Annotated in this window: 19 protein-coding genes and 2 pseudogenes; 15 read left to right on the top strand and 6 right to left on the bottom strand. The window is 38.3% G+C overall.

The genetic code is table 11. The features are described 5' to 3' along the window. Positions 1-33 precede the first annotated feature (33 nt). From O1450_RS09280 to O1450_RS09250, 7 genes are read left to right on the top strand one after another with little or no spacing between them, the layout of a single operon-like run. Positions 34-1,020, top strand: a complete 987-nt coding sequence (locus O1450_RS09280) for an acyl-CoA desaturase (RefSeq protein ID WP_269228189.1) — start codon at positions 34-36, stop codon at positions 1,018-1,020. After that, complete coding sequence (locus O1450_RS09275; RefSeq protein ID WP_269228188.1) at positions 1,020-2,294, top strand: NAD(P)/FAD-dependent oxidoreductase; 1,275 nt, start codon at positions 1,020-1,022, stop codon at positions 2,292-2,294. The genes O1450_RS09280 and O1450_RS09275 overlap by 1 nt, the downstream gene beginning before the upstream one ends. A 16-nt stretch (positions 2,295-2,310) precedes the next feature. Continuing rightward, entirely contained in the window at positions 2,311-3,126 is an 816-nt protein-coding gene (locus tag O1450_RS09270; protein WP_269228187.1) for a DUF1365 domain-containing protein, read from the top strand. Then, positions 3,101-4,300, top strand: coding sequence for an SAM-dependent methyltransferase (locus O1450_RS09265; protein ID WP_269228186.1), 1,200 nt, complete (start codon positions 3,101-3,103; stop codon positions 4,298-4,300). Before O1450_RS09270 ends, O1450_RS09265 begins: the two co-directional genes overlap by 26 nt. A gap of 37 nt (positions 4,301-4,337) precedes the next feature. Continuing rightward, a complete protein-coding gene (locus O1450_RS09260) occupies positions 4,338-5,117 on the top strand; it encodes a DUF1295 domain-containing protein (RefSeq protein WP_269228185.1) in 780 nt (259 codons plus the stop codon). Positions 5,118-5,126: 9 nt separating this feature from the next. Further along, the gene (locus O1450_RS09255; RefSeq protein WP_269228184.1) at positions 5,127-6,176 is read left to right on the top strand and encodes an SAM-dependent methyltransferase; all 1,050 of its coding nucleotides are present in this window, start codon (positions 5,127-5,129) and stop codon (positions 6,174-6,176) included. Between the two features lie 30 nt (positions 6,177-6,206). Continuing rightward, entirely contained in the window at positions 6,207-7,535 is a 1,329-nt protein-coding gene (locus tag O1450_RS09250; RefSeq protein WP_269228183.1) for a sensor histidine kinase, read from the top strand. Positions 7,536-7,540: 5 nt separating this feature from the next. Here O1450_RS09250 and O1450_RS09245 read toward each other — a convergent pair whose 3' ends face one another. The 6 genes and pseudogenes from O1450_RS09245 to O1450_RS09220 form a co-directional block, all read right to left on the bottom strand. Further along, a complete protein-coding gene (locus O1450_RS09245; RefSeq protein ID WP_005159494.1) occupies positions 7,541-8,227 on the bottom strand; it encodes a response regulator transcription factor in 687 nt (228 codons plus the stop codon). An 11-nt stretch (positions 8,228-8,238) separates the two neighbouring features. Then, positions 8,239-8,739, bottom strand: coding sequence for a chalcone isomerase family protein (locus O1450_RS09240; protein WP_269228182.1), 501 nt, complete (start codon positions 8,737-8,739; stop codon positions 8,239-8,241). A gap of 58 nt (positions 8,740-8,797) precedes the next feature. Then, on the bottom strand, positions 8,798-9,166 hold the full coding sequence (locus tag O1450_RS09235) for a roadblock/LC7 domain-containing protein (RefSeq protein WP_269228181.1): 369 nt from the start codon (positions 9,164-9,166) through the stop codon (positions 8,798-8,800). 48 nt (positions 9,167-9,214) lie between these two features. Continuing rightward, entirely contained in the window at positions 9,215-9,781 is a 567-nt protein-coding gene (locus tag O1450_RS09230) for a nuclear transport factor 2 family protein (protein WP_269228180.1), read from the bottom strand. A 123-nt stretch (positions 9,782-9,904) separates the two neighbouring features. Next, a pseudogene (locus O1450_RS09225) lies at positions 9,905-10,282 on the bottom strand (IclR family transcriptional regulator domain-containing protein); the annotation flags it as partial. Between the two features lie 112 nt (positions 10,283-10,394). Continuing rightward, positions 10,395-11,308, bottom strand: a pseudogene (locus O1450_RS09220) (IS5 family transposase). Positions 11,309-11,551: 243 nt separating this feature from the next. Between O1450_RS09220 and hutC the strand changes: the two are divergent. The 8 genes from hutC (at position 11,552) to O1450_RS09180 (ending at position 21,409) form a co-directional block, all read left to right on the top strand. Then, positions 11,552-12,304: a histidine utilization repressor gene (gene hutC, locus O1450_RS09215; protein WP_269228179.1), complete on the top strand. Its 753-nt coding sequence runs from the start codon at positions 11,552-11,554 to the stop codon at positions 12,302-12,304. Continuing rightward, positions 12,301-12,882, top strand: coding sequence for a HutD/Ves family protein (locus tag O1450_RS09210; protein ID WP_269228178.1), 582 nt, complete (start codon positions 12,301-12,303; stop codon positions 12,880-12,882). The genes hutC and O1450_RS09210 overlap by 4 nt, the downstream gene beginning before the upstream one ends. Before the next feature lie 238 nt (positions 12,883-13,120). Further along, positions 13,121-14,797 (top strand): urocanate hydratase, encoded by a 1,677-nt coding sequence (hutU, locus tag O1450_RS09205; RefSeq protein ID WP_269228177.1) that lies wholly within the window; start codon positions 13,121-13,123, stop codon positions 14,795-14,797. An 84-nt stretch (positions 14,798-14,881) separates the two neighbouring features. Beyond that, entirely contained in the window at positions 14,882-16,420 is a 1,539-nt protein-coding gene (gene hutH, locus O1450_RS09200) for a histidine ammonia-lyase (RefSeq protein ID WP_269228176.1), read from the top strand. Positions 16,421-16,484: 64 nt separating this feature from the next. Continuing rightward, the gene (locus O1450_RS09195; RefSeq protein WP_269228175.1) at positions 16,485-17,897 is read left to right on the top strand and encodes an amino acid permease; all 1,413 of its coding nucleotides are present in this window, start codon (positions 16,485-16,487) and stop codon (positions 17,895-17,897) included. Positions 17,898-17,948: 51 nt separating this feature from the next. Beyond that, positions 17,949-19,154 (top strand): imidazolonepropionase, encoded by a 1,206-nt coding sequence (gene hutI, locus O1450_RS09190; protein ID WP_269228174.1) that lies wholly within the window; start codon positions 17,949-17,951, stop codon positions 19,152-19,154. Positions 19,155-19,184: 30 nt separating this feature from the next. Continuing rightward, entirely contained in the window at positions 19,185-20,105 is a 921-nt protein-coding gene (gene hutG, locus O1450_RS09185) for a formimidoylglutamase (protein WP_269228173.1), read from the top strand. A 32-nt stretch (positions 20,106-20,137) separates the two neighbouring features. Continuing rightward, positions 20,138-21,409 carry a Glu/Leu/Phe/Val family dehydrogenase gene (locus O1450_RS09180; protein ID WP_269228172.1) on the top strand — a complete coding sequence of 424 codons (1,272 nt, stop codon included), beginning with the start codon at positions 20,138-20,140 and terminating at the stop codon, positions 21,407-21,409. Positions 21,410-21,438 lie beyond the last annotated feature (29 nt).

The following is a 21,438-nucleotide window of genomic DNA, read 5'->3' as shown; positions in this document are numbered from 1 at the left end:
AAATATAAAAAGAGATTGGGTCAGGAAGAATCAATGTTTAAATTTTTTCTGCGATGGATGGACAGTTGGTCACTGACTGATACTTTAGATAAACAGCATATTCCCTTTCAAGAAAGCTCAAAAGATACTAAGATTCAGTGGTTTAGAATTTTACCATTCATTTTTCTGCATATCGCTTGTCTTGCAGTTTTTTGGGTGGGTGTATCTTGGTTTGCTATCGCATTCATGCTGTTTTTTTATTTTATTCGTATGTTTGCGATCACTGCTTTTTTTCATCGTTATCTTTCGCATAAAACCTTTCAAACTTCGCGTCCAATACAATTCTTTTTTGTGTTGATCGGAACCATGAGTGCACAGCGAGGGCCTTTATGGTGGGCAGCTCATCATCGTTATCATCATCGTTTTACTGACACAGATGACGATCCACATTCATCTACACATGGATTTTGGTACAGTCATATCGGATGGTTTTTAAATGAACAGAATTTTTCTACACGAAAAGAAGTCATTAAAGACTGGCTAAAGTTTCCTGAAATTGTTTGGTTAGATCGCTTTAGTTTACCTGTGGTCTTGTTCACTGCTTTTGCAATTTATGGTTTAGGTGAGTGGTTGAGTATTGCTTATCCGAGTTTAGGTACATCAGGCTTACAGCTATTGGTATGGGGTTTTGTCATTTCGACTGTTTTATTGATTCATGCGACTTTATGTATCAATTCACTTGCGCATTTATATGGTAGTCGAGACTTCGAGACGAAGGATAACAGCCGAAATAATTTATTTTTATCAATTATTACATTGGGTGAGGGTTGGCATAACAACCATCATTATTATGCGGGGAGTACTCGGCAAGGTTTCTTCTGGTGGCAAATCGACATTACTTATTACATTTTAAAAATGATGTCTTTTTTTGGGTTGATTTGGGGAATTAAACCTGTACCACAACGTATTTATGATATCCATAAAAGTCATCAATTAAATCTCAAAATAAACACAAGCAAAATTCAAAGCGAGGAGTCTTGATGAAGATTGCAATCGTAGGCTCTGGTATTTCAGGTATATATGCTGCATGGAAATTATCAAAACAGCATGAAGTCACAATCTTTGAGAAAGAACAGTATTTCGGTGGGCATACGGATACACATGATCTTTGGATTGAACGTAAAAACGTTGCTGTAGATAGCGGTTTTATTGTATTCAATGATTATAATTATCCTCTATTCAGTGCCATGCTGGCTGCATTAGCTGTAGAAGCACAGAATAGTGACATGAGCTTTTCAGTCAACAATCAAGTGACAGGGCTTCAATATAATCCATCAAAAAAATGGTCACTATTAACGCGACCTCAGAATTTTTTAAACAAGAAATTTCGGATCATGCTGTCCGACTTGATTCGTTTTTATCAAGACAACAAGGATATTCAGTTAGATCAATGCAACGCCGAACTGAGTATCGAAGACTATCTGAATCAAAATGATTATTCAGAGGTATTTCGCCAAGAACATTTATACCCAATGTGTGGTGCATTGTGGTCAAGCCCAGTGGATCAAGTTGGAAATATTCCCTATAAGTTTGTCGTAAGTTTTTTTCAACATCATCGTATGTTGCAATTGGAAGACCGCCCTCAATGGCAGACGGTTAAAGGTGGTTCAGCTTCTTATATACGAGCGATTCAAAAAGCGTGTCCGTCGATTATTTGGAAAAAAGCGCAAGTACAACAAGTGCTACGTGAATCAGATAAGGTCACTGTTGTAACTGATCGAAATGAGGAAGTTTTTGATTGGGTTGTGTTTGCGAGTCATGCTGATGATACGTTAAAGCTGATTCAAGATCCTTCGGCAGCTGAGCGAGACGTATTAGGTTGTTTTGATTATCAAGATAACTTTATGGTGGTACATCATGATACTTCGATTATGCCGAGGCGTCAGTCTCAATGGGCTAGTTGGCATGTACATGTCACTGCTCAAGAGAAACCTCAAAAAAATAGCAAAGCTCATCAAGTACACTATGGATTTACTTACTGGATGAACAGCTTACAGAAGCTACCGTGTAAGACTCAGATCTTTTCTACACTCAATCCGAATATGCCGATCGCAAAAGAAAAGATTTATGTCGAACGTCGTTATCGACATCCTGTTTTTGATAAGAAAGCAATTAAATCACAAGCGCGTTGGGATTTGATCGATGGTCAAAACCGCAGTTCATTCTGTGGAGCATATTGGGGTTGGGGGTTTCATGAAGATGGAGCGAGAAGTGCTCAACGTGTAGTCGATAAACTATTAACATTGAATGACTAAATTTGGAGGTGATCACATGTTTGAAGATTCACTTTCCATAGCCAAAGCTCAGATTAGACATCGGCGCTTTTATCCTAAAGCACACGATTTTCAGTCTAGTTTGAGCTATTTATGTTTTGATCCAGATCGTATTGATCAGAACCTAGATCGTTCATGGCTTTGTTCTACTTCGCGTTGGAATATATTAAATCTCTATGAAAATGATTTTCTAAAAGGCTATACAGGTTCGATCAGAGAACGAATTAAGAAAATCCTTTTGCAGAAAGAAGATACGATTTTGTCGACACAATCAGAAATTCGTGTCCTTGCTTTACCAAGAACTTTAGGATTTAGTTTTAATTCAGTCATCTTTTATTTTGTACTCAATCCTCAAAAACAGCCTCTTTTCATATTGAGTGAAATTACCAATACCCCTTGGAATGAACGTGAAGTTTATGTGCATGACTGCCGTCAAAAATTAAAAGAGCACAGTCATTTTAAAAGTTATGAGTTTGAATTTGAAAAATTTTTTCATGTTTCACCGTTTATGCCAATGGATATTCAGTACAAATGGCGATTTAACTTTTCAGATGAACAGAATGTGATTCATATGCAGCTTTATCAATCAGATAAATTGATCTTTGATGCAACCATGCATTTCACGTTAACCAGCATCACAGTTCCTTCACAACTGAATCGTTATGCTATTCATCATATCTTTGAACCTTTCAAGATGTTAGCTTCGATATACGTTCAAGCTTTTCATCTATGGCGAAAGAAAGTTCCATTTTATCGGCACCCAAAAAAAGATAAGGATTTAAAACAACATGATGAAAACGCTTATTTTCGGTGAACAAGATTCACTGCCTTTGGTTCTTCGAAGCTTGCTCAAACTTCGTCATGGACAAATTCATTTTCGTGGAGAATGGAATGGTACCGTGGGTGAGGTTTCTGATTTAGAAGCGACGATAGAGATTCATAATAAAGAATTGATCGATCTCATTTTTAAAAATGGTGTACTTGGTGCAGCTGAAGGTTATATTCGAGGCTATTGGAGCAGTAAACACCTCGTTGAGGTCATTCAAATTTTGGCAAGAAACCGTCATGTGCTCGATAAAATTAATCAAAATGTGATTTCTCAAGCCAGCCAACTTGTATTAAAAGCTTGGTATAAAACACGTAAAAATTCATTGTCAGGAAGTCGAAAAAATATTGCAGAGCATTACGACCTGAGCAATGATTTTTTCAAACTTTTTCTTGATTCTTCAATGATGTATTCAAGTGCTGTGTATAAGCACAAAGATATGACTTTGGAAGAAGCATCGGATTATAAAAAAGAGCTGATTTGTCAGAAATTACAGCTCAAACCGATGGATCACTTGGTTGAGATCGGTAGTGGTTGGGGCGGATTTGCAATTTACGCTGCCCAGCATTATGGCTGCAAAGTGACCACGATTACCATTTCTCAAGCACAATACGATGAAGCAACTAAACGTATCGCCGATGTAGGTCTCAGTCATCGTGTCAGTGTTCAGCTTAAAGATTACCGATTATTAGAAGGAAAATTCGATAAGTTGGTTTCGATCGAAATGATTGAAGCTGTCGGTGAACAATATTTATCGACTTACTTTAATAAATGCCGATCTTTACTAAAACCGAACGGTTTGGGGTTGATTCAAGCTATCACGATTGAAGATGCACGTTATAAAAAAGCTTTGAATACAGTGGATTATATTAAACGCTATATTTTTCCAGGTAGTTTTATTCCGTGTATCAGCGTTTTAACTCAAGCTGCATCTGAACAACAGTTACGTTTAAAACATCTTGAAGATATTGGCTTGAGCTATGCAGAAACGATTCATCAATGGCGTGAGCGTTTCTTAAATGCTAAAGAACACGTTTTGGCTTTAGGATTTGATGAAAACTTTATTCGGATGTGGGATTTCTATCTCTGTTATTGCGAAGGAGGCTTTAAAGAAGGGGTGATCAGTGATGTGCATCTTCTATTTGAAGCAAGCCCTTATTAAAAAATCCAAGATTTTTTAATGCATCAAGGAGGTGGTTATGTTGTGGCAATTATTTTTACTTGATGCCGTAGTAATGACGCTGTGTTGGTTGTGGGCAACCTCTAATCATCGAGCAGGTATTGTAGATGTCGCTTGGAGCTTTTGTATTTTTTTAAATACTGCTCTGACAGCATTACTTATTGATGTTGCACCATTTAGCGTCAGATTGTTTATTGGAATATTCAGTTCGATTTGGTTTTTACGATTGAGCTGGCACTTGTTTCGGCGTTATATGGCTGAACATGAGGAAGATAGACGATATGCCAATATGCGTAGGGCAATGGGAAAATATCAACATTTAGGTTTCTTTGCTTTTTTTATGTTTCAGTCAGGATTGGCCATCTTATTTAGTCTTCCAATGTGGTGTTTATTGAATGTACCAAGCATGTCTTGGAGTATAGATACCAATGATTATTTGATTATTGCCGGAATGATTATGGTGATCGCATTTATTGGAGAAGTAATTGCTGATCAACAGCTTTATCGCTTTAAAGAAAATGTGAAAAACCATGGTAAAACAATGGATCAAGGTCTATGGAGATATTCACGTCATCCAAACTATTTCTTTGAATGGTTGCATTGGTTTGCTTATCCAACCATTGGGTTAGCAGCAGGATTATATAGCTTGTGGATATATCCAGTGTTGATGTGGTTGTTTTTGTACTACATCACAGGTATTCCATTTAGTGAACAACAAGCCTTAAAAAATCGCGGTCAAAATTATCTCGATTATCAAAAACGAACTTCAATGTTTATTCCGTGGAAACCCAAACAGTAGGTACTGCACATGGACTTTATAATTCAAAAATCTTTAAAACTCGTTGAAAGCGGTTTAGTTCCAGATCAAGCGATTCGTGCAGCCATCCGTGCATTGAGTAAAAAGCGTTTGATTCAAGAAGGGCGTTATGACCCTGAACAAGGTGCTCAGCGCTATATGGATGTGCTTAATATGTTAAAGCATAGCGAGATTGCGATTGAAACAGACAAAGCCAATGAGCAGCATTATGAATTGCCGACTGCTTTCTTTCAGGCTGTACTAGGAAAACGTTTAAAATATAGTGCATGTTTCTTTCCCCATGATCGAACAAATTTGGATGAAGCTGAAGAATTTTCACTACAGATATATAGTGATCGCGCTCAATTACATGATGGTCAACAAATTTTAGAGCTAGGCTGTGGGTGGGGATCATTTACCTTATGGATGGCAGAGCGGTATCCAAATGCAAAAATTACTGGAGTGTCTAATTCAGCTACTCAACGCCAACATATTCTTGCAGAAGCTCAAAAGCGTGGTCTAAACAACGTAGAAATCTTAACCTGTGATGTTAATGTGCTTGAGTTAAAAGCAAATACTTTTGATCGTGTGGTTTCGGTTGAAATGTTTGAACATGTTCGAAACTATCAAAAACTTTTTGAGAAAATTCAGTCTTGGCTCAAAGCAGATGGAATGTTGTGGTGTCATATTTTTTGTCATCGTTTTTTACATTATCCATTTGAAATTAAAAGTGAATATGATTGGATGTCACGCTACTTCTTTACAGGTGGTTTGATGCCAGCCAGTTCAACATTTTTACATTTTCAAGAGCATTTAGAGCTATCTAAACATTGGCAATGGTCGGGTACTCATTACGAGAAAACAGCGAATGCTTGGTTAGAAAATATGGATCGCAATGTAGAACAATTAAAACCACTTTTTGAACAGGTTTACGCTCAAGATGCAGAAGCATGGTGGCAACGTTGGCGTATTTTCTTTATGGCTTGTGCAGAATTATTTGGGTTTGAACAAGGGCAAGAGTGGGTTGTCGGTCACTTCCTGTTTAAAAAGAAAGCCGTATAATTAAAGATAACTCTGTAAGTAGATCAGCCAATGTTTAGATCGAAACAAAATGACGGAAATAATCATCCACTCGGTGAGATGTTTAATCGCTATTATTGGTTGCAGATCGGGCTGATCGCACTTTCAATTGTTATTGGTATTGCTTGTAGTGCATGGGTGATTAAAGGTTCATTACTCAAAACTGCGCTTGAACAAGAAATGGAACATTATTGGATACGTGTTGATCGAAATCCAAATGCTGATCTTCCAGACACTAAAAATTTATATGGTTATCGATGGTCATCAAACAAGCCTCCGCAACCATTTCGTGATTTGACTTTACAGCAAGGTGTGCATCGTATTTTTGTAGATGGCAAAGATCGTATGACTGTTTATGGCGAGCGAAATGGACAACATGTGTTGTTGGTGTTTGGTGAAAGTAACGTCAATAAAATTGTTTGGATGTTTGGTCTTGCGCCATTAATGTTTAGTTTGATCGTGCTGTATAGTATTTTATGGTGGTCAAATCGCCGTGCGAAACGTTATTTTTCACCGATTACCCGTCTTGCAAATGCGTTAGAACAAATAGACTGGGTTCATCAAAATAAAGAAGCTTCTCCATTTCAAGATATTAGTACCAATGGCAATTTGGAAGCAGAATATCTAAAACAGGCATTAGAAAAGTACCATGAAGTATTGAGTGAGTTTATTCATCGTGAACGCGAGTTTACGGGGGACGTTAGTCACGAATTACGTACGCCTTTGACGATTTTGAAAGGTAATGTCCAAATCTGCCAAGCAAGATATGGTAATGATAAATCATTGAACCGTATAGCAAATACCATTGAAGACATGCAATTACTTGTAGATACTTTACTTGCAATTGCACGTAACACGACCAATACCCTAAATGCCGATCAAACTCGACTATCAGTGATTATTAATGATCTTGTTCACGATTTAGATATGGTGAGCCAAAGCAAAGGGATGGAGATTTTGGTGCAGTATGATGATCCAGAATCAACACGCCTATTATATCCATCGATGACAAAAATGGTGTTGAGCAATATTTTGCGTAATGCGCTAAATTATTCTCAAGGCTCGAGTATTCATATTATTCAACAGAAAAATAGCATCATCATTGCTGATAACGGCATTGGAATTAGCCTACCAGATGAATTAAAAGTCCGAGAATTAAGTCGTACTCAGCTAAAACTCAATCCTAAAGGACATGGCATAGGTCTACAGTTAGTAGAAAAACTATGTATGCAACTGGGCTGGAGAGTTGAGTTGTTCGATCGTCAATATTATTTAAATACACATACTGAACTTGAACTGCCGAATACAACAGGATTAATTGTTGTTGTATATATGAATTAAAGCACTTAATCCTCAAGTGCGATTTTTAAACCAACACCAGAAATCGTATGAATGAGTTTTTGTTGAAAAGGTTTGTCCACCATTTTACGTAAATTATAAATATGGCTACGTAAAGCATCGCTTTCAGGCTCTTCATCACCCCAAAGCTCAATAATAATTTCTTGTTTGGTTATTACTCTTGGTGAGTTTCTCATTAAAATTTTAAGTAATTTAAATTGAATCCGTGGTAATTCAATGTGTTGACCTGCACGAATAATGGTTTGTGTGGAGCTATCTAAAATTAAGTCATGAATTTGAATTTTATTTTTGGAAACTTCGCCTAATGAACGTTTAATTAGGGCACGAATACGCATGACTAATTCATTGAAATCAAAAGGTTTAACTAGATAATCATCTGTTCCTGCAACAAAACCTTTCAATTTATCATCTAAGGTGTCACGAGCGGTAAGCATAAGCACGGGAATATCCATACCTTGTTCTGTTCTTAACCATTCACATAAATCGTAACCAGAGCCATCAGGTAAATTTATGTCTAATAAAAGCAGATGATAAGCCTGTGTTTTAAGAAAATTACGTGCAGCATCCAAGTTACGCGCATGATCAATTACAAAACCATGTTCCTCTAAAAACTCACATACAGTAGCCGCAAGTTCATAGTGGTCTTCAACCATCAGGATAAATTGATTGCTCATAATAATATCCACTATGGATTAAGTAATTGTTGTTTTAATTTAGCATTAAAAGGTGAATTTCCAAACCAAATTTTAAAATACTGATTTGCTTTTTGATCTGTAATCGCACCGAGAGTCTTCTGATTTAAAGATAATCTGAGTGTATTGCTATTGTGATTGTAGCTGAGGCTATAAAGATCACCTTTTTTTACAGAGTGATATAATTCTGTGATGTTATTCAGTGGTGAGTTATCTGAGAAGTCTGCAATATTTTTCTTAAGGAAATGAGTCGCTGCACGTTTAAATGCCCATTCAGGAATGTTTTGACGATAAGAAAAGTCTAGGCGTATGTTTTGGTTTTCCCAGTTTTTTTTACAGTCATCTGCAAAATATGTCACTGAACCAACAACTTTTCCCGTAACAATCAGTGGGGCATTCTGACAAGTTTGAACACTTGCATGCACTACATGAGTACCTACTATTAAGTTAATGGCACAAAATGAAAATATTTTCTTCATTAAATTTGAATTCATTTTAAGCTCCATTGTACAAAGAAATACTCAATTCAAAGCTTATCTAATAATATATATTTTAATAGGCATAAAAATTAAGATTTTTTTCAATACGTTCAATTTCGTAACGTGCATATGCAGGGTTTGTCAGAGTATGATCTAAAATTGCATATAAAAATAGGTTTTGATTACTTTCAAGAGGAGTAATCATATGATATTGATTGTGTAAACTGATAAATATACCTTCAATATAATCCAGTGGATCAAACTGATGTGTCAGTTTTATTTGCATGTTATATATATTGGTAACTTCAAGTATAGCACTATCTATATTTATATAATGATCTCCTATGGATTTTAATATAGCACCATCATAATTATCTATCACAGCAAGGAAGATTAAACCATCAATATGACTGAATTGATTTAATAAGAAATTATCGTTCATATATATCACCCTTGAATTATTATAAATTTATGATGGTCGAATTTTAAACTATTTTTTGAACGGTAAAATCAAAGAGTAGGCTCTTCCGATATAAGGTAATGAACGATATAAACCATTGGCAGGATCCCAATAGTCTTGTTGAAAAACAATTTGGCTAGAGGAGTTGATTTTGATTTCGCTTATGCCATACGATGCCATAGTTTTACTACGGCCAAACATTTTAAAATCATAAGCCATATACCAATGTATATAGGCTGAATCTTTTTGATAAGTGGCACTAATAAGTTTGACATTTACGTTACTCACATGCTCATTCATACCTGAAAAATGTTTTACCAAATCTTGTTTGTTCGAAAACTGGGATAAGGTGTCATTAATGTATAGGTCATTAGCATAAAGTTGGCTTGCATTTTTAATAAAACTTGGTGTTCCAAGTGTATTGAATGCTGAAGTAAAGCGCTTACCTATTTCAGCCGCTTGTTCTTGCGTCAAAGCAATGCCTGATATTTCTTTACTTGCTTTGGTATAGTCAGATGAATAGCTCGGTATACTTTTACACGAAGCTAAAGAGAATAAGGCTAATGTTGAAACGGCTAAAGTTCTGAGAAATGCCATTTTTTTACACTCATTTGATTTTATATACAGCATAAAAGTAAAAGTGTGAATCTGTTGTGAACTGATTATTAAACCTAATACGTTATTCATAGCCTAAGAAAATAATTTTTTGCTTTATTCTTATCAAATAACTTGACGCAAGTCGCCAGCAGTTTCAAGAAGTAAAGGTAAAATGTGAGTAATTAAATAATCTTTGGTTGTATGCATGGTTGGAGAAACAATATTTAACGCTGCAACAACATCTGCATTTGAGTCTTAAATTACACCTAGTTCATGTTCTTCACATGAGTAGCACCGATCCTGTTCTTTAATTTCATGTAATAGTGAAAGGAAAACTTCACTATCCGTATGCGTATATTTAATTAAACGTTTTAAAGGGTATTTTTCTAATCACTGTTTTTGTTCTTCAGCATTTAGATGTGCCAATAATATTTTACCTGCTGAAGTTGCATGTGCGGGAAGGCGATTACCTAAATGTAATCCATAAGGATTGACTCGATCTGGTCCAAAACATTCTAAAATACTTAAACCTTTAGCGATGCCCGCAATATAGTCTTCATGGGCTTTGTTGCACAAAGGTTTGAAAGACAATGCTACCGTAATTGAGCTAAATTCAAGTCACAACTTGGGTATGAGGTCGACCAAATACTGTGAATTTATTCAAAACTGCTACACGTGCATAAATCTCATTCACCTGACTAGGAAAACTCCTTGCTGTTAATTTATCACCTAATAATTTGATGCAATGCATTTTGGTTTCCACTAAACTTCGATGATGATAACCAGACCATTTTTTTCCAAAGTGACCTACCTAGCCGTTTGACTGTTTTTAATAATTCATTCCTCTCTCTAAATATCTCAATTTCTTATCTTTCCAAAGCTTTACATTCTTCCTAGGTGGAATGACTGCATGTGCATCTCAATCTAAAATGACTTGTCGGCAGTGCTTTGTGTCATAAGCACCATCTGTATAGACTGAATCAATTCGTTCATCCAATGGAATTTGATCAAGCAAATCACCAAGCACCTGTGAATCACTCACATTGTTTGTTGTGAGCTGGAATGCTCGTATTTGATATGAAGTTTGCGCCATTGGCGACGATATTCAGGTTGATGTTTCTTACGCTTCCATTCGCCTTCACCTAAAAATTTTAATCCTGTAGAGTCAATGAGTAGGTGTAATCCATCATGACTTTTCTGAGAGCTTATCGCAATATCAATATGCTTTTGTCGTCTACAGAGGGTGGAGTAATCTGGTGCTGTCCAATTCAAACCACAGCGTTTAATCAGACTTTGAGCAAAGCCAGTGACCATACGTAAAGAAAGACGGAATAGAGATTTGATCATTAAACAGCATTGAATCGCTGTATCGGAATAAGTTTGATTTCGTCCGTATTTGCCTTGTGGCTGTGCATACCATTGGGTCTTAGGATCAAACCAGATTGAAATATTTCCTCGCTTGATTAAAGCTTGGTTATACGAGGACCAATTGGTTGTACGGTAGATTTTAGAAACAGGCTTCTTCATCTGGAAATTATATTGCTGAAGAGGCCTTCAAGAATAGCTTTGTGCAACAAAGCCTATTTAATATAATACTTTGATAAATATAAATTAATTTTTCTTATGAATCATTTAAATAATATTTGTTAATAACGATCTTTATAACATTTTATATAAAGTAAAACATGATTCAATTGTATAAGCTTGTATATACAAATAACATCGTATTCATATACAATGCTTTAGATTATTTAGTATGAGTTTTAGCCAATGTCAAGAGCGTCAAAGCAAAACGATCTGGATTTATCTTTAGAAGAAGATAGTCCTATTCCATTGTATTTGCGCGTGAAACAAATGATTTCACAGAAAATCTATGAAGGAACTTGGTCTGTAAATAAAAAGATTCCTTCTGAGAGTGAATTGGTTAATTTATTGGGTTGTAGTCGGATGACAGTCAATCGTGCTTTGCGTGAGTTGACCAGCGAAGGCTTGCTTGTACGCATACAAGGTGTAGGTTCATTTGTCGCAGAAGGACAAGGGCGAACGGCTCTATTCCATGTCAATAATATTGCCGAAGAGATTATCGCTAGAAATCATAAACATCGTGCAGAAGTATTGGTGTTGGAACAAATTCAAGCCAACACAGAGCAAAGCGTATTAATGCAGATACGTGAGGGACAAAAGCTATTTCATTCGATTATTGTGCATTATGAAAATGATGTACCTGTACAGATTGAAGATCGTTTGGTTGATCCTGTGTTAATTCCTGATTATTTGGCGCAGGATTTTAAAGCGATTACGCCGAATGCTTATTTGATGTCGAAAGCGCCTGTAACCGAAGGTGAGCATGTCGTAACAGCAATTCTAGCCTCAGCACAAGAATGTAAATGGCTGAAAATCAATAAGACAGAACCATGTTTATTGATCCGCCGTCGGACATGGTCAAACAAACAATTGATTTCTAGTGCACGTTTGATTTATCCAGGTAGTCGTTATTATTTGGAAGGTAAATTTACCCAATGATTGAGCTGTTAAAAGCTGTTAATTATACGAGAATGCGCTGGAAAAATGGTGCTGGTTATACGGTTGAACTTGCACGTAGTGAGGGGGATAGTCTAGAGCTGTTTGATTGGCGAATTTCTATGGCTGATGTTAAAACATCGGGTGATTTTTCCAAATTTAATGGTATGCAACGCATTCTGACTGTATTAGATGGTCAGGGCATCGTATTGAATATTGATAATCATTTTCGACACCTCAAAACTTTACAATCAGTTCAATTTAATGGTGACAGTCATACCAGTTGTGAGCTGATTGATGGATCTATTCGGGATTTTAATCTGATTTATGATCCACAAAAATATCACGCACGATACCAGTGGATTGTTGATTCTACAAACTCAGAAATATTCAGCTCAGCCGATTTAATTTTTATTTTTAATCAGAGTTTTGAACCTTTAGAAATTGAAATTGATCAACAGATTTTTTATTTGGATCATCAAGATAGTCTTAAAATTGACAATGAAAAATTGTTGAAAAATATTGTTTTAGGTCAACAAATTTTAAAGAAAATTTGTCTGATTGAGCTGATAAAAATCTAAATTATCTTCACTTTTTTAAACCCATACAATTTGTGGTTGTATGGGTTTTTTATTTTAAATTAAAAATAAATCAATTAATTTCATTAACTTGTAATTTATTTTTATAAAAGAATAAAAATGCATCTTTTCAATATAAAAGATTTGTGTAGTATATGGATGTATATACAAGTTAATACATTGCTATACAGTAAAAGCAGATTAATTTACGGTTCAAATCTCAAAAGGAAGGAGTCCGATTGTGACAACAACGACAACAAAATTTCGTGATGTAGAAATTCGCGCACCACGTGGTACAAAGCTCAATGCAAAAAGCTGGTTAACTGAAGCACCACTTCGCATGTTGATGAATAATCTTGATCCTGATGTTGCAGAAAATCCAAAAGAGCTTGTTGTTTACGGTGGTATTGGTCGTGCTGCACGTAACTGGGAATGTTTTGATAAAATTGTTGAAACTTTAAAAAACTTAGAAACAGATGAAACCTTATTGGTTCAATCGGGTAAGCCAGTGGGCGTATTTAAAACCCATAAAGATGCGCCACGTGTTTTGATTGCGAACTCGAACTTAGTTCCTCATTGGGCGAATTGGGAACACTTCAATGAGCTAGATGCAAAGGGTTTGGCGATGTACGGTCAAATGACAGCAGGTTCATGGATCTACATTGGTAGCCAAGGGATTGTACAAGGTACATATGAAACTTTTGTAGAAGCTGGTCGCCAACATTTCAATGGTGATTTAACGGGTCGTTGGGTCTTAACTGCTGGTTTAGGTGGTATGGGCGGTGCGCAACCTTTAGCTGCAACATTGGCAGGCGCATGTTCTCTCAATATTGAATGCCAACAAACCAGTATCGATTTTCGTTTACGTACACGTTATGTGGATGAACAAGCGACTGATTTAGATGATGCTTTGGCGCGTATTGAAAAATATACCAAAAAAGGTAAGGCGGTTTCGATTGCATTACATGGTAACGCAGCGGAAATTTTACCTGAGCTTGTGCGTCGCGGTGTGCATCCAGACATGGTGACTGACCAAACAAGTGCTCACGATCCACTCAATGGTTATTTGCCAGTGGGTTGGACATGGGACGAATACCGTACGCGTGCGAAAACTGAGCCTGAAGTTGTGGTAAAAGCAGCTAAACAATCCATGGCACAGCACGTACAAGCAATGCTTGATTTCCAAAAAATGGGCGTTCCAACCTTTGACTATGGTAACAATATCCGTCAAATGGCTCAGGAAGAAGGCGTTGCAAATGCATTTGATTTCCCAGGCTTCGTTCCTGCTTATATCCGTCCATTGTTCTGCCGTGGTATTGGTCCATTCCGTTGGGTTGCACTTTCAGGTGATCCAGAAGATATCTATAAAACAGATGCAAAAGTAAAAGAGTTAATCCCTGATGATGAGCATTTGCATCGTTGGTTAGATATGGCGCGTGAGCGTATTAGCTTCCAAGGTCTACCAGCACGTATTTGTTGGGTCGGTTTAGGTCTACGTGCCAAACTTGGTTTAGCTTTTAATGAAATGGTTCGTAGTGGTGAGCTTTCTGCACCGATCGTGATTGGTCGTGATCACCTAGATTCAGGTTCGGTATCAAGTCCAAATCGTGAAACAGAAGCAATGCAAGATGGTTCAGATGCAGTATCAGATTGGCCATTATTAAATGCGCTCTTGAATACAGCAGGTGGTGCAACTTGGGTTTCTTTACATCACGGTGGTGGTGTTGGTATGGGCTTCTCGCAACACTCAGGTGTCGTGATTGTATGTGATGGTACAGATGAAGCGGCAGCACGTATCGCTCGTGTATTGACCAATGACCCTGCAACAGGGGTGATGCGTCATGCCGATGCGGGCTATGAAATTGCGATTGATTGTGCCAAAGAGCAAGGCTTGAACTTGCCGATGATCACACAATAAACAGACAAGGACATTACGATGCTTTTTGCAATTGTGTAAGCGGCATCGTAAGCGAACAATATAGTGCAAAACAGGACGCCAATAATGGAACTTCTAATTCAACCCGGCAAACTTAGCCTAGCAGATCTGCGCCACGCTTATTTAAATCCAATCCAAGTCAAACTCGATGAAAGTGCATCAGCAGGTATTAATGCCAGTGTTGCATGTGTCGAAAAAATAGTAAATGAAGGTCGTACTGCTTACGGGATTAATACAGGTTTTGGTTTGCTCGCTTCAACTAAAATTGCACCTGAAGATTTAGAACAATTACAACGTTCTTTGGTACTTTCACATGCCGCAGGTGTTGGTGAGCCATTAGATGATGCAATGGTTCGTTTAATCATGTTGCTCAAAGCAAACAGCTTGGCGCGTGGCTTCTCTGGTATTCGCCGTAAAGTGATTGATGCCATTCTTGCGTTGATCAACGCAGAAGTCTATCCACATATTCCACTGAAAGGTTCGGTGGGTGCTTCGGGTGACTTGGCACCACTTGCACATATGTCTTTAGTGTTATTGGGTGAAAGTAAAGCACGTTATAAAGGTGAATGGTTGCCAGCAGTAGAAGCACTTAAAATCGCAGGTTTAGAGCCAATCTCTCTAGCAGCTAAAGAAGGTTTAGCACTGTTAAATGGTACGCAAGTTTCCACTGCATATGCTTTACGTGGTTTATTTGAAGCTGAAGATTTATTTGCTGCTGCAACGGTTTGTGGTGGTTTAAGCGTTGAGGCAATGTTAGGTTCTCGTGCACCATTTGATGCGCGTGTGCATGAAGTTCGTGGTCAACGTGGTCAAATTGATGTGGCTGCTGCATATCGTGACTTACTGACTGATTCAAGTGAAATTGCACATTCACATGAAGATTGCAGCAAGGTCCAAGACCCATACTCACTGCGTTGCCAACCTCAGGTGATGGGTGCGTGTTTGACTCAAATTCGTCAAGCAGCAGAAGTGTTGGAAATCGAATCAAATGCGGTATCCGATAACCCATTGGTATTTGCAGCGGAAGGCGATGTGATTTCAGGTGGTAATTTCCATGCTGAACCTGTTGCGATGGCGGCAGATAATTTGGCACTGGCAATTGCAGAAATCGGTTCACTATCTGAACGCCGTATTTCGATGATGATGGATCGCCATATGTCACAACTTCCGCCATTTTTAGTTGCCAATGGTGGTGTCAATTCTGGATTTATGATCGCTCAAGTAACTGCCGCAGCTTTGGCAAGTGACAACAAAGCTTTAGCACATCCTGCAAGTGTCGACAGTTTACCAACATCAGCAAACCAAGAAGACCATGTTTCTATGGCACCAAATGCGGGTAAGCGTTTGTGGTATATGGCTGATAACGTTCGTGGCATTCTTGCTGTGGAATGGTTAGGAGCATGTCAAGGTCTTGATTTCCGTGAAGGTTTAAAAAGCTCTCCAAAACTTGAACGTGCACGTAAAGCATTACGTGACCAAGTGCCGTATTACAGTGAAGATCGTTTCTTCGCTCCTGATATCGAACAAGCCAGTGAATTACTCGCAAGTGGTTGTTTGAATGAATTACTCATTCCAAATCTATTGCCAAGCCTATCTAACGCGTAATCAGGATAACGGTCACATGGAGTGACCGACTCTAACTATATTTCCTCAAGGATTGGAGATAATAATGTCAAAACACTCCACTTTACAGCGGGGATTAAACACCCGTCACATCCGTTTCTTAGCATTAGGTTCAGCAATAGGAACGGGACTTTTTTACGGTTCAGCAACAGCCATTAAAATGGCAGGTCCATCAGTTTTGCTCGCATATATTGTTGCAGGGATCGCAATTTATATCGTGATGCGCGCATTAGGTGAGATGGCGGTTCAAAATCCAGTTTCAGGCTCTTTCAGTCACTACGCTTCACAGTACATTGGACCACTTGCTGGTTTTACCACAGGCTGGACCTACGTTTTTGAGATGATCATTGTTGCGTTGGCTGACGTAACTGCTTTTGGAATCTATATGGGATTTTGGTATCCCGATGTTCCTCGATGGATTTGGATTCTGTCACTGATCATGTTTTTGGGTGCAATCAACCTCATTCACGTCAAAGTTTTTGGTGAGCTTGAGTTTTGGCTTTCTATTGTGAAAGTGACTGCAATTATTGCCATGATCTTAGGTGGTTTAGGACTGATGTTCTATGGTTTCCAAGCAGATCATAGTGGTTTTACCACAGGCATTCAAAACTTATGGATTCATGATGGTTTTATGCCCAATGGAATTGCAGGTTTAGTCGCTTGTTTATCCGTGGTGGTATTTGCTTTCGGTGGTATTGAAATTATTGGGATTACGGCGGGTGAATCTAAAGATCCAAAGACTTCTATTCCGAAGGCAATTAACGCTGTTCCAGTCCGTATTTTGCTCTTCTATGTCTTGACGATCTTTGTATTAATGTCGATTTTTCCTTGGAATCAGATTGGTAGTCAAGGTAGCCCATTTGTACAAATTTTTGAAAATCTAGGTATTGGTTCTGCTGCAACAGTTTTAAATATTGTGGTGATTACCGCGGCAGTTTCTGCGATTAATAGTGATGTATTTGGTGCGGGACGTATGTTGTTTGGTATGTCGAGCCGTGGACAAGCACCGCAAGTGTTTCAAAAAATCTCTAAAAATGGTGTGCCGTGGATGACAGTCGTGGTTATGGCTGGAGTCTTACTTATCGGTGTGGTTCTCAACTATTTAATTCCAGAAAATGTATTCCTTATCATTGCGTCAATTGCAACTTTTGCAACGGTTTGGGTATGGTTGATGATCTTACTTTCACAAGTTGCGATGCGACGTAAGTTGTCTAAAGAACAGATTAAAGCACTTGATTTTCCTGTGATCGGTTGGCCGTATGCTCCTGCATTTGCCATTGCATTCATGCTGTTTATTTTGGCAATGATGGGTTATTTCCCTGACTCAAGACCAGCACTGTATGTTGGTGTTGGATGGCTAGTTTTACTGTGTATTGCATACAATATTTGGGTTAAACCAAAACAAGATGCAATTAAGGTTGATGAGGATTTACCACAAAATTTCAAAATGGGAAGCTAATAACCCAACTGTTCAAGAGCGCATAGCTCTTGGACAGGGAGATGATCTGAAATGAAAAAGCTTTGGAAAAACTGTCATATCGCTACTATGCATGATGGGAAATACAACAGTATTGAACATGCTGCTTTAGTGACATTTGGACAGCATATTCATTGGATTGGTCGTGAAAGTGATATTCCAAATGATAATTATGCTGAAACCATTGATTTGAATGGGGCATGGTTAACACCCGGTTTGATTGATTGCCATACGCATAGTGTGTTTGGTGGAAATCGTAGTGTTGAGTTTGAGCAACGTTTGCAGGGTGTCAGCTATGCAGAGATTGCAGCAAGTGGTGGCGGGATTGCCAGTACTGTGCGTGCTACCCGTGAAGCGAGTGAAGAACAATTACTCGCATCGGCTTTAAAACGTATTCGTTGTTTGCTTAAAGATGGTGTTACCACCATTGAAATTAAGTCTGGTTATGGTCTGGACTATGTCAATGAACGAAAAATGTTACGTGTGATTCGTCAAATTGCAAATATTTTGCCAATGACTGTACGCAGTACATGCTTAGCAGCGCATGCATTACCTCCTGAATATAAAGGTCAAAATGATGCCTATGTCGATCATATTTGTACAGAAATGTTGCCCAAACTGCATCAGGAAGGGTTAGTGGATGCGGTCGATGCATTTTGTGAGTATTTAGCATTTTCACCTGCTCAAGTTGAACGTATATTTAGAACAGCACATGCACTCAATCTCCCCGTTAAATTGCATGCAGAACAACTGTCTTCTCTTGGTGGCTCTAGTCTTGCTGCACGTTATTACGCTTTATCTGCTGATCATTTAGAATTTATGACTGAAGACGATGTCAAAGCAATGGCTAGCTCAGGAACAGTTGCAGTGTTATTACCTGGTGCATTCTATTTCTTGAGAGAGACTAAATATCCACCATTAGACAGTTTGCATCAACATGGTGTTCGGATTGCGTTGTCGAGCGACTTGAATCCAGGAACTTCTCCAGCATTGTCATTACGTTTGATGATGAATATGGGAAGTACCTTATTTCGCTTAACACCCGAACAAACATTGGCAGGCGTAACCATTCACGCGGCACATGCTTTAGGGCTACAAGATTCACATGGCAGTTTAGAAGTAGGCAAAGTTGCTGACTTTATTGCTTGGGAAATTGAACATCCATCTGAGATTGTGTATTGGCTCGGTGGAGATTTACCTAAACGTATTATTCAGCATGGCAATGAAATTTTTGTGTAGTGCGAACAGTTTTAATTAGTGATATTGAATATGAATCATTCATTTAAATGGCAAGGGCGACAAGATGGTGAAGGTGAGCAACATCTACGTATCCATCAGGTGGTTAATACCAGTCAACATGCTGCTTTTGCTTTAATCGGTTTTAGTTCCGATGAAGGCGTAAAGCGTAATAAAGGGCGTTTAGGTGCAGCGGATGCACCCGATATGATTCGTGCTCAGTTGGCAAATTTACCTATTCATCAACCGATTTCGATTGCTGATTTGGGTACGGTAGTTTGTGATCATGGAAAATTGGAACAAGCTCAGGCTGAACTAGCAGAACAGGTTGAACGCAGCTTAAAACAAGGCATGAAACCGATTGTTTTAGGTGGTGGTCATGAGGTTGCATTTGGTAGTTTTTCTGGGTTATTTCAATATATCCAAAGCAACGATCCAAACCGTAAAATAGGCATCATTAATTTTGATGCGCATTTTGATCTTCGTGAAGCTGAACAGGTGACTTCAGGAACACCTTTTCTAAATGCAGCGCAATTATCAGAACAGCATGATCAGGAATTTAATTATCTCTGTATCGGTGTGGCGAAGCATTCAAATACTAAAGTTTTGTTTGAAACAGCGGATCGTTTGAATTGTAGCTATATCTACGACCATCAATTACAACTGACCAATCTTGTAAATTTAATTTCGAAAATTAACGGTTTTATTGAAAAAGTTGACGACTTATACATCACAGTTGATTTGGATGTATTTAGCGCCAGCATCGCACCCGGTGTCAGTGCACCAGCAGTCAAAGGCATTGATTTATCCGTCTTTGACCCATTATTAGACGCCATTAAGAAAACTGGCAAAATTAAAGTTTTTGATGTGGCTGAATGCAACCCACGGTTTGATTTGGATAACAGAACTGCCAAATTAGCCGCTTATATCATTTTTAATTACCTATTTGATTGATGATTCAAACGAACTCATCAAAAGGATAAAACATGTCTAATTTATCTTATGTCTCTCAAAATGACGGTCCATGGGCAACTTATCTTAAACAGATTGAGCGTGTTGCTCCATATCTAGATGGTTTAGAAGACTATGTGGACACATTGAAGCGCCCAAAACGTGCTCTGATTGTCGATGTGCCAATTGTGATGGACGATGGCACAATTCGTCATTTTGAAGGTTATCGTGTACAACACAACTTGTCACGTGGTCCGGGTAAGGGCGGTATTCGCTATCACCCAGATGTAGATTTAAATGAAGTAATGGCACTTTCAGCATGGATGACCATTAAAACTGCGGTGGTGAATTTACCATTTGGCGGTGCAAAAGGTGGCATCCGTGTTGATCCGCGTCAACTTTCACCACGTGAATTAGAACGTTTAACCCGTCGTTATACCAGTGAAATCAGTCATATTATTGGCCCTCAAAAAGATATTCCTGCACCAGACGTAGGTACTAATCCAAACGTCATGGGTTGGATCATGGATACTTATTCATCTGGTCAAGGTCATACAGTGACTGGTGTGGTAACGGGTAAACCGGTACATCTTGGTGGTTCTCTTGGTCGTATCAAAGCGACAGGCCGTGGCGTATTTATCACAGGCCAACAAGTTGCTGAAAAAATCAAATTACCTTTAGATGGCGCAAAAATCGCAGTTCAAGGGTTTGGTAACGTAGGTAGCGAAGCTGCATATTTGTTTGCTGATTCGAAATCGATCATTGTGACGATTCAAGATCACACTGGTACGATTTTCAATCCAGAAGGGATTGATCTTGCTGCATTAAAAACACACATGGCAACTCACCAAGGTGTGGGCGGTTTTGCCGGTGCGCAAGTGATCAGTGATGAAGAGTTTTGGAATGTAGAGATGGATATTTTGATCCCTGCTGCATTGGAAAGCCAAATCACAGTTGAACGTGCGCAAAAGTTAACTGCGAAGTTAGTGCTTGAAGGTGCGAACGGTCCAACATTTCCAGAAGCGGACGATGTATTGGTTCAACGTGGTATTACGGTTGTACCTGACGTCATCTGTAATGCGGGTGGTGTAACAGTATCTTACTTTGAATGGGTTCAAGATATGTCAAGCTACTTCTGGTCTGAGGAAGAAATTAACGAAAGACTGGATAAGTTGATGATTCAAGCCATCAATGATGTATGGCATAAATCAAGCGAGAAAGAATGTACATTACGTACTGCTGCCTTCATTTTAGGTTGTGAGCGTATCTTAAAAGCACGTAAAGAGCGTGGTATTTTCCCGGGTTAATTTTCTTTGCTTTTGAAACGACCTTAAGA

Source organism: Acinetobacter sp. TR11 (assembly GCF_027105035.1).
Lineage (GTDB): Bacteria > Pseudomonadota > Gammaproteobacteria > Pseudomonadales > Moraxellaceae > Acinetobacter.
Note: the sequence above shows the minus strand (reverse complement) of the source record. Positions and strands in the feature narration are given on the sequence as shown.

Excerpts from the sequence above, each read along its gene's own strand:
- O1450_RS09280 (WP_269228189.1), top strand. The coding sequence starts at position 34 with ATGTTTAAATTTTTTCTGCGATGGATGGACAGTTGGTCACTGACTGAT.
- O1450_RS09275 (WP_269228188.1), top strand. The coding sequence starts at position 1,020 with ATGAAGATTGCAATCGTAGGCTCTGGTATTTCAGGTATATATGCTGCA.
- O1450_RS09270 (WP_269228187.1), top strand. The coding sequence starts at position 2,311 with ATGTTTGAAGATTCACTTTCCATAGCCAAAGCTCAGATTAGACATCGG.
- O1450_RS09265 (WP_269228186.1), top strand. The coding sequence starts at position 3,101 with ATGATGAAAACGCTTATTTTCGGTGAACAAGATTCACTGCCTTTGGTT.
- O1450_RS09260 (WP_269228185.1), top strand. The coding sequence starts at position 4,338 with ATGTTGTGGCAATTATTTTTACTTGATGCCGTAGTAATGACGCTGTGT.
- O1450_RS09255 (WP_269228184.1), top strand. The coding sequence starts at position 5,127 with ATGGACTTTATAATTCAAAAATCTTTAAAACTCGTTGAAAGCGGTTTA.
- O1450_RS09250 (WP_269228183.1), top strand. The coding sequence starts at position 6,207 with ATGTTTAGATCGAAACAAAATGACGGAAATAATCATCCACTCGGTGAG.
- O1450_RS09245 (WP_005159494.1), bottom strand. The coding sequence starts at position 8,227 with ATGAGCAATCAATTTATCCTGATGGTTGAAGACCACTATGAACTTGCG.
- O1450_RS09240 (WP_269228182.1), bottom strand. The coding sequence starts at position 8,739 with ATGAATTCAAATTTAATGAAGAAAATATTTTCATTTTGTGCCATTAAC.
- O1450_RS09235 (WP_269228181.1), bottom strand. The coding sequence starts at position 9,166 with ATGAACGATAATTTCTTATTAAATCAATTCAGTCATATTGATGGTTTA.
- O1450_RS09230 (WP_269228180.1), bottom strand. The coding sequence starts at position 9,781 with ATGGCATTTCTCAGAACTTTAGCCGTTTCAACATTAGCCTTATTCTCT.
- hutC (WP_269228179.1), top strand. The coding sequence starts at position 11,552 with ATGTCAAGAGCGTCAAAGCAAAACGATCTGGATTTATCTTTAGAAGAA.
- O1450_RS09210 (WP_269228178.1), top strand. The coding sequence starts at position 12,301 with ATGATTGAGCTGTTAAAAGCTGTTAATTATACGAGAATGCGCTGGAAA.
- hutH (WP_269228176.1), top strand. The coding sequence starts at position 14,882 with ATGGAACTTCTAATTCAACCCGGCAAACTTAGCCTAGCAGATCTGCGC.
- O1450_RS09195 (WP_269228175.1), top strand. The coding sequence starts at position 16,485 with ATGTCAAAACACTCCACTTTACAGCGGGGATTAAACACCCGTCACATC.
- hutI (WP_269228174.1), top strand. The coding sequence starts at position 17,949 with ATGAAAAAGCTTTGGAAAAACTGTCATATCGCTACTATGCATGATGGG.
- hutG (WP_269228173.1), top strand. The coding sequence starts at position 19,185 with ATGAATCATTCATTTAAATGGCAAGGGCGACAAGATGGTGAAGGTGAG.
- O1450_RS09180 (WP_269228172.1), top strand. The coding sequence starts at position 20,138 with ATGTCTAATTTATCTTATGTCTCTCAAAATGACGGTCCATGGGCAACT.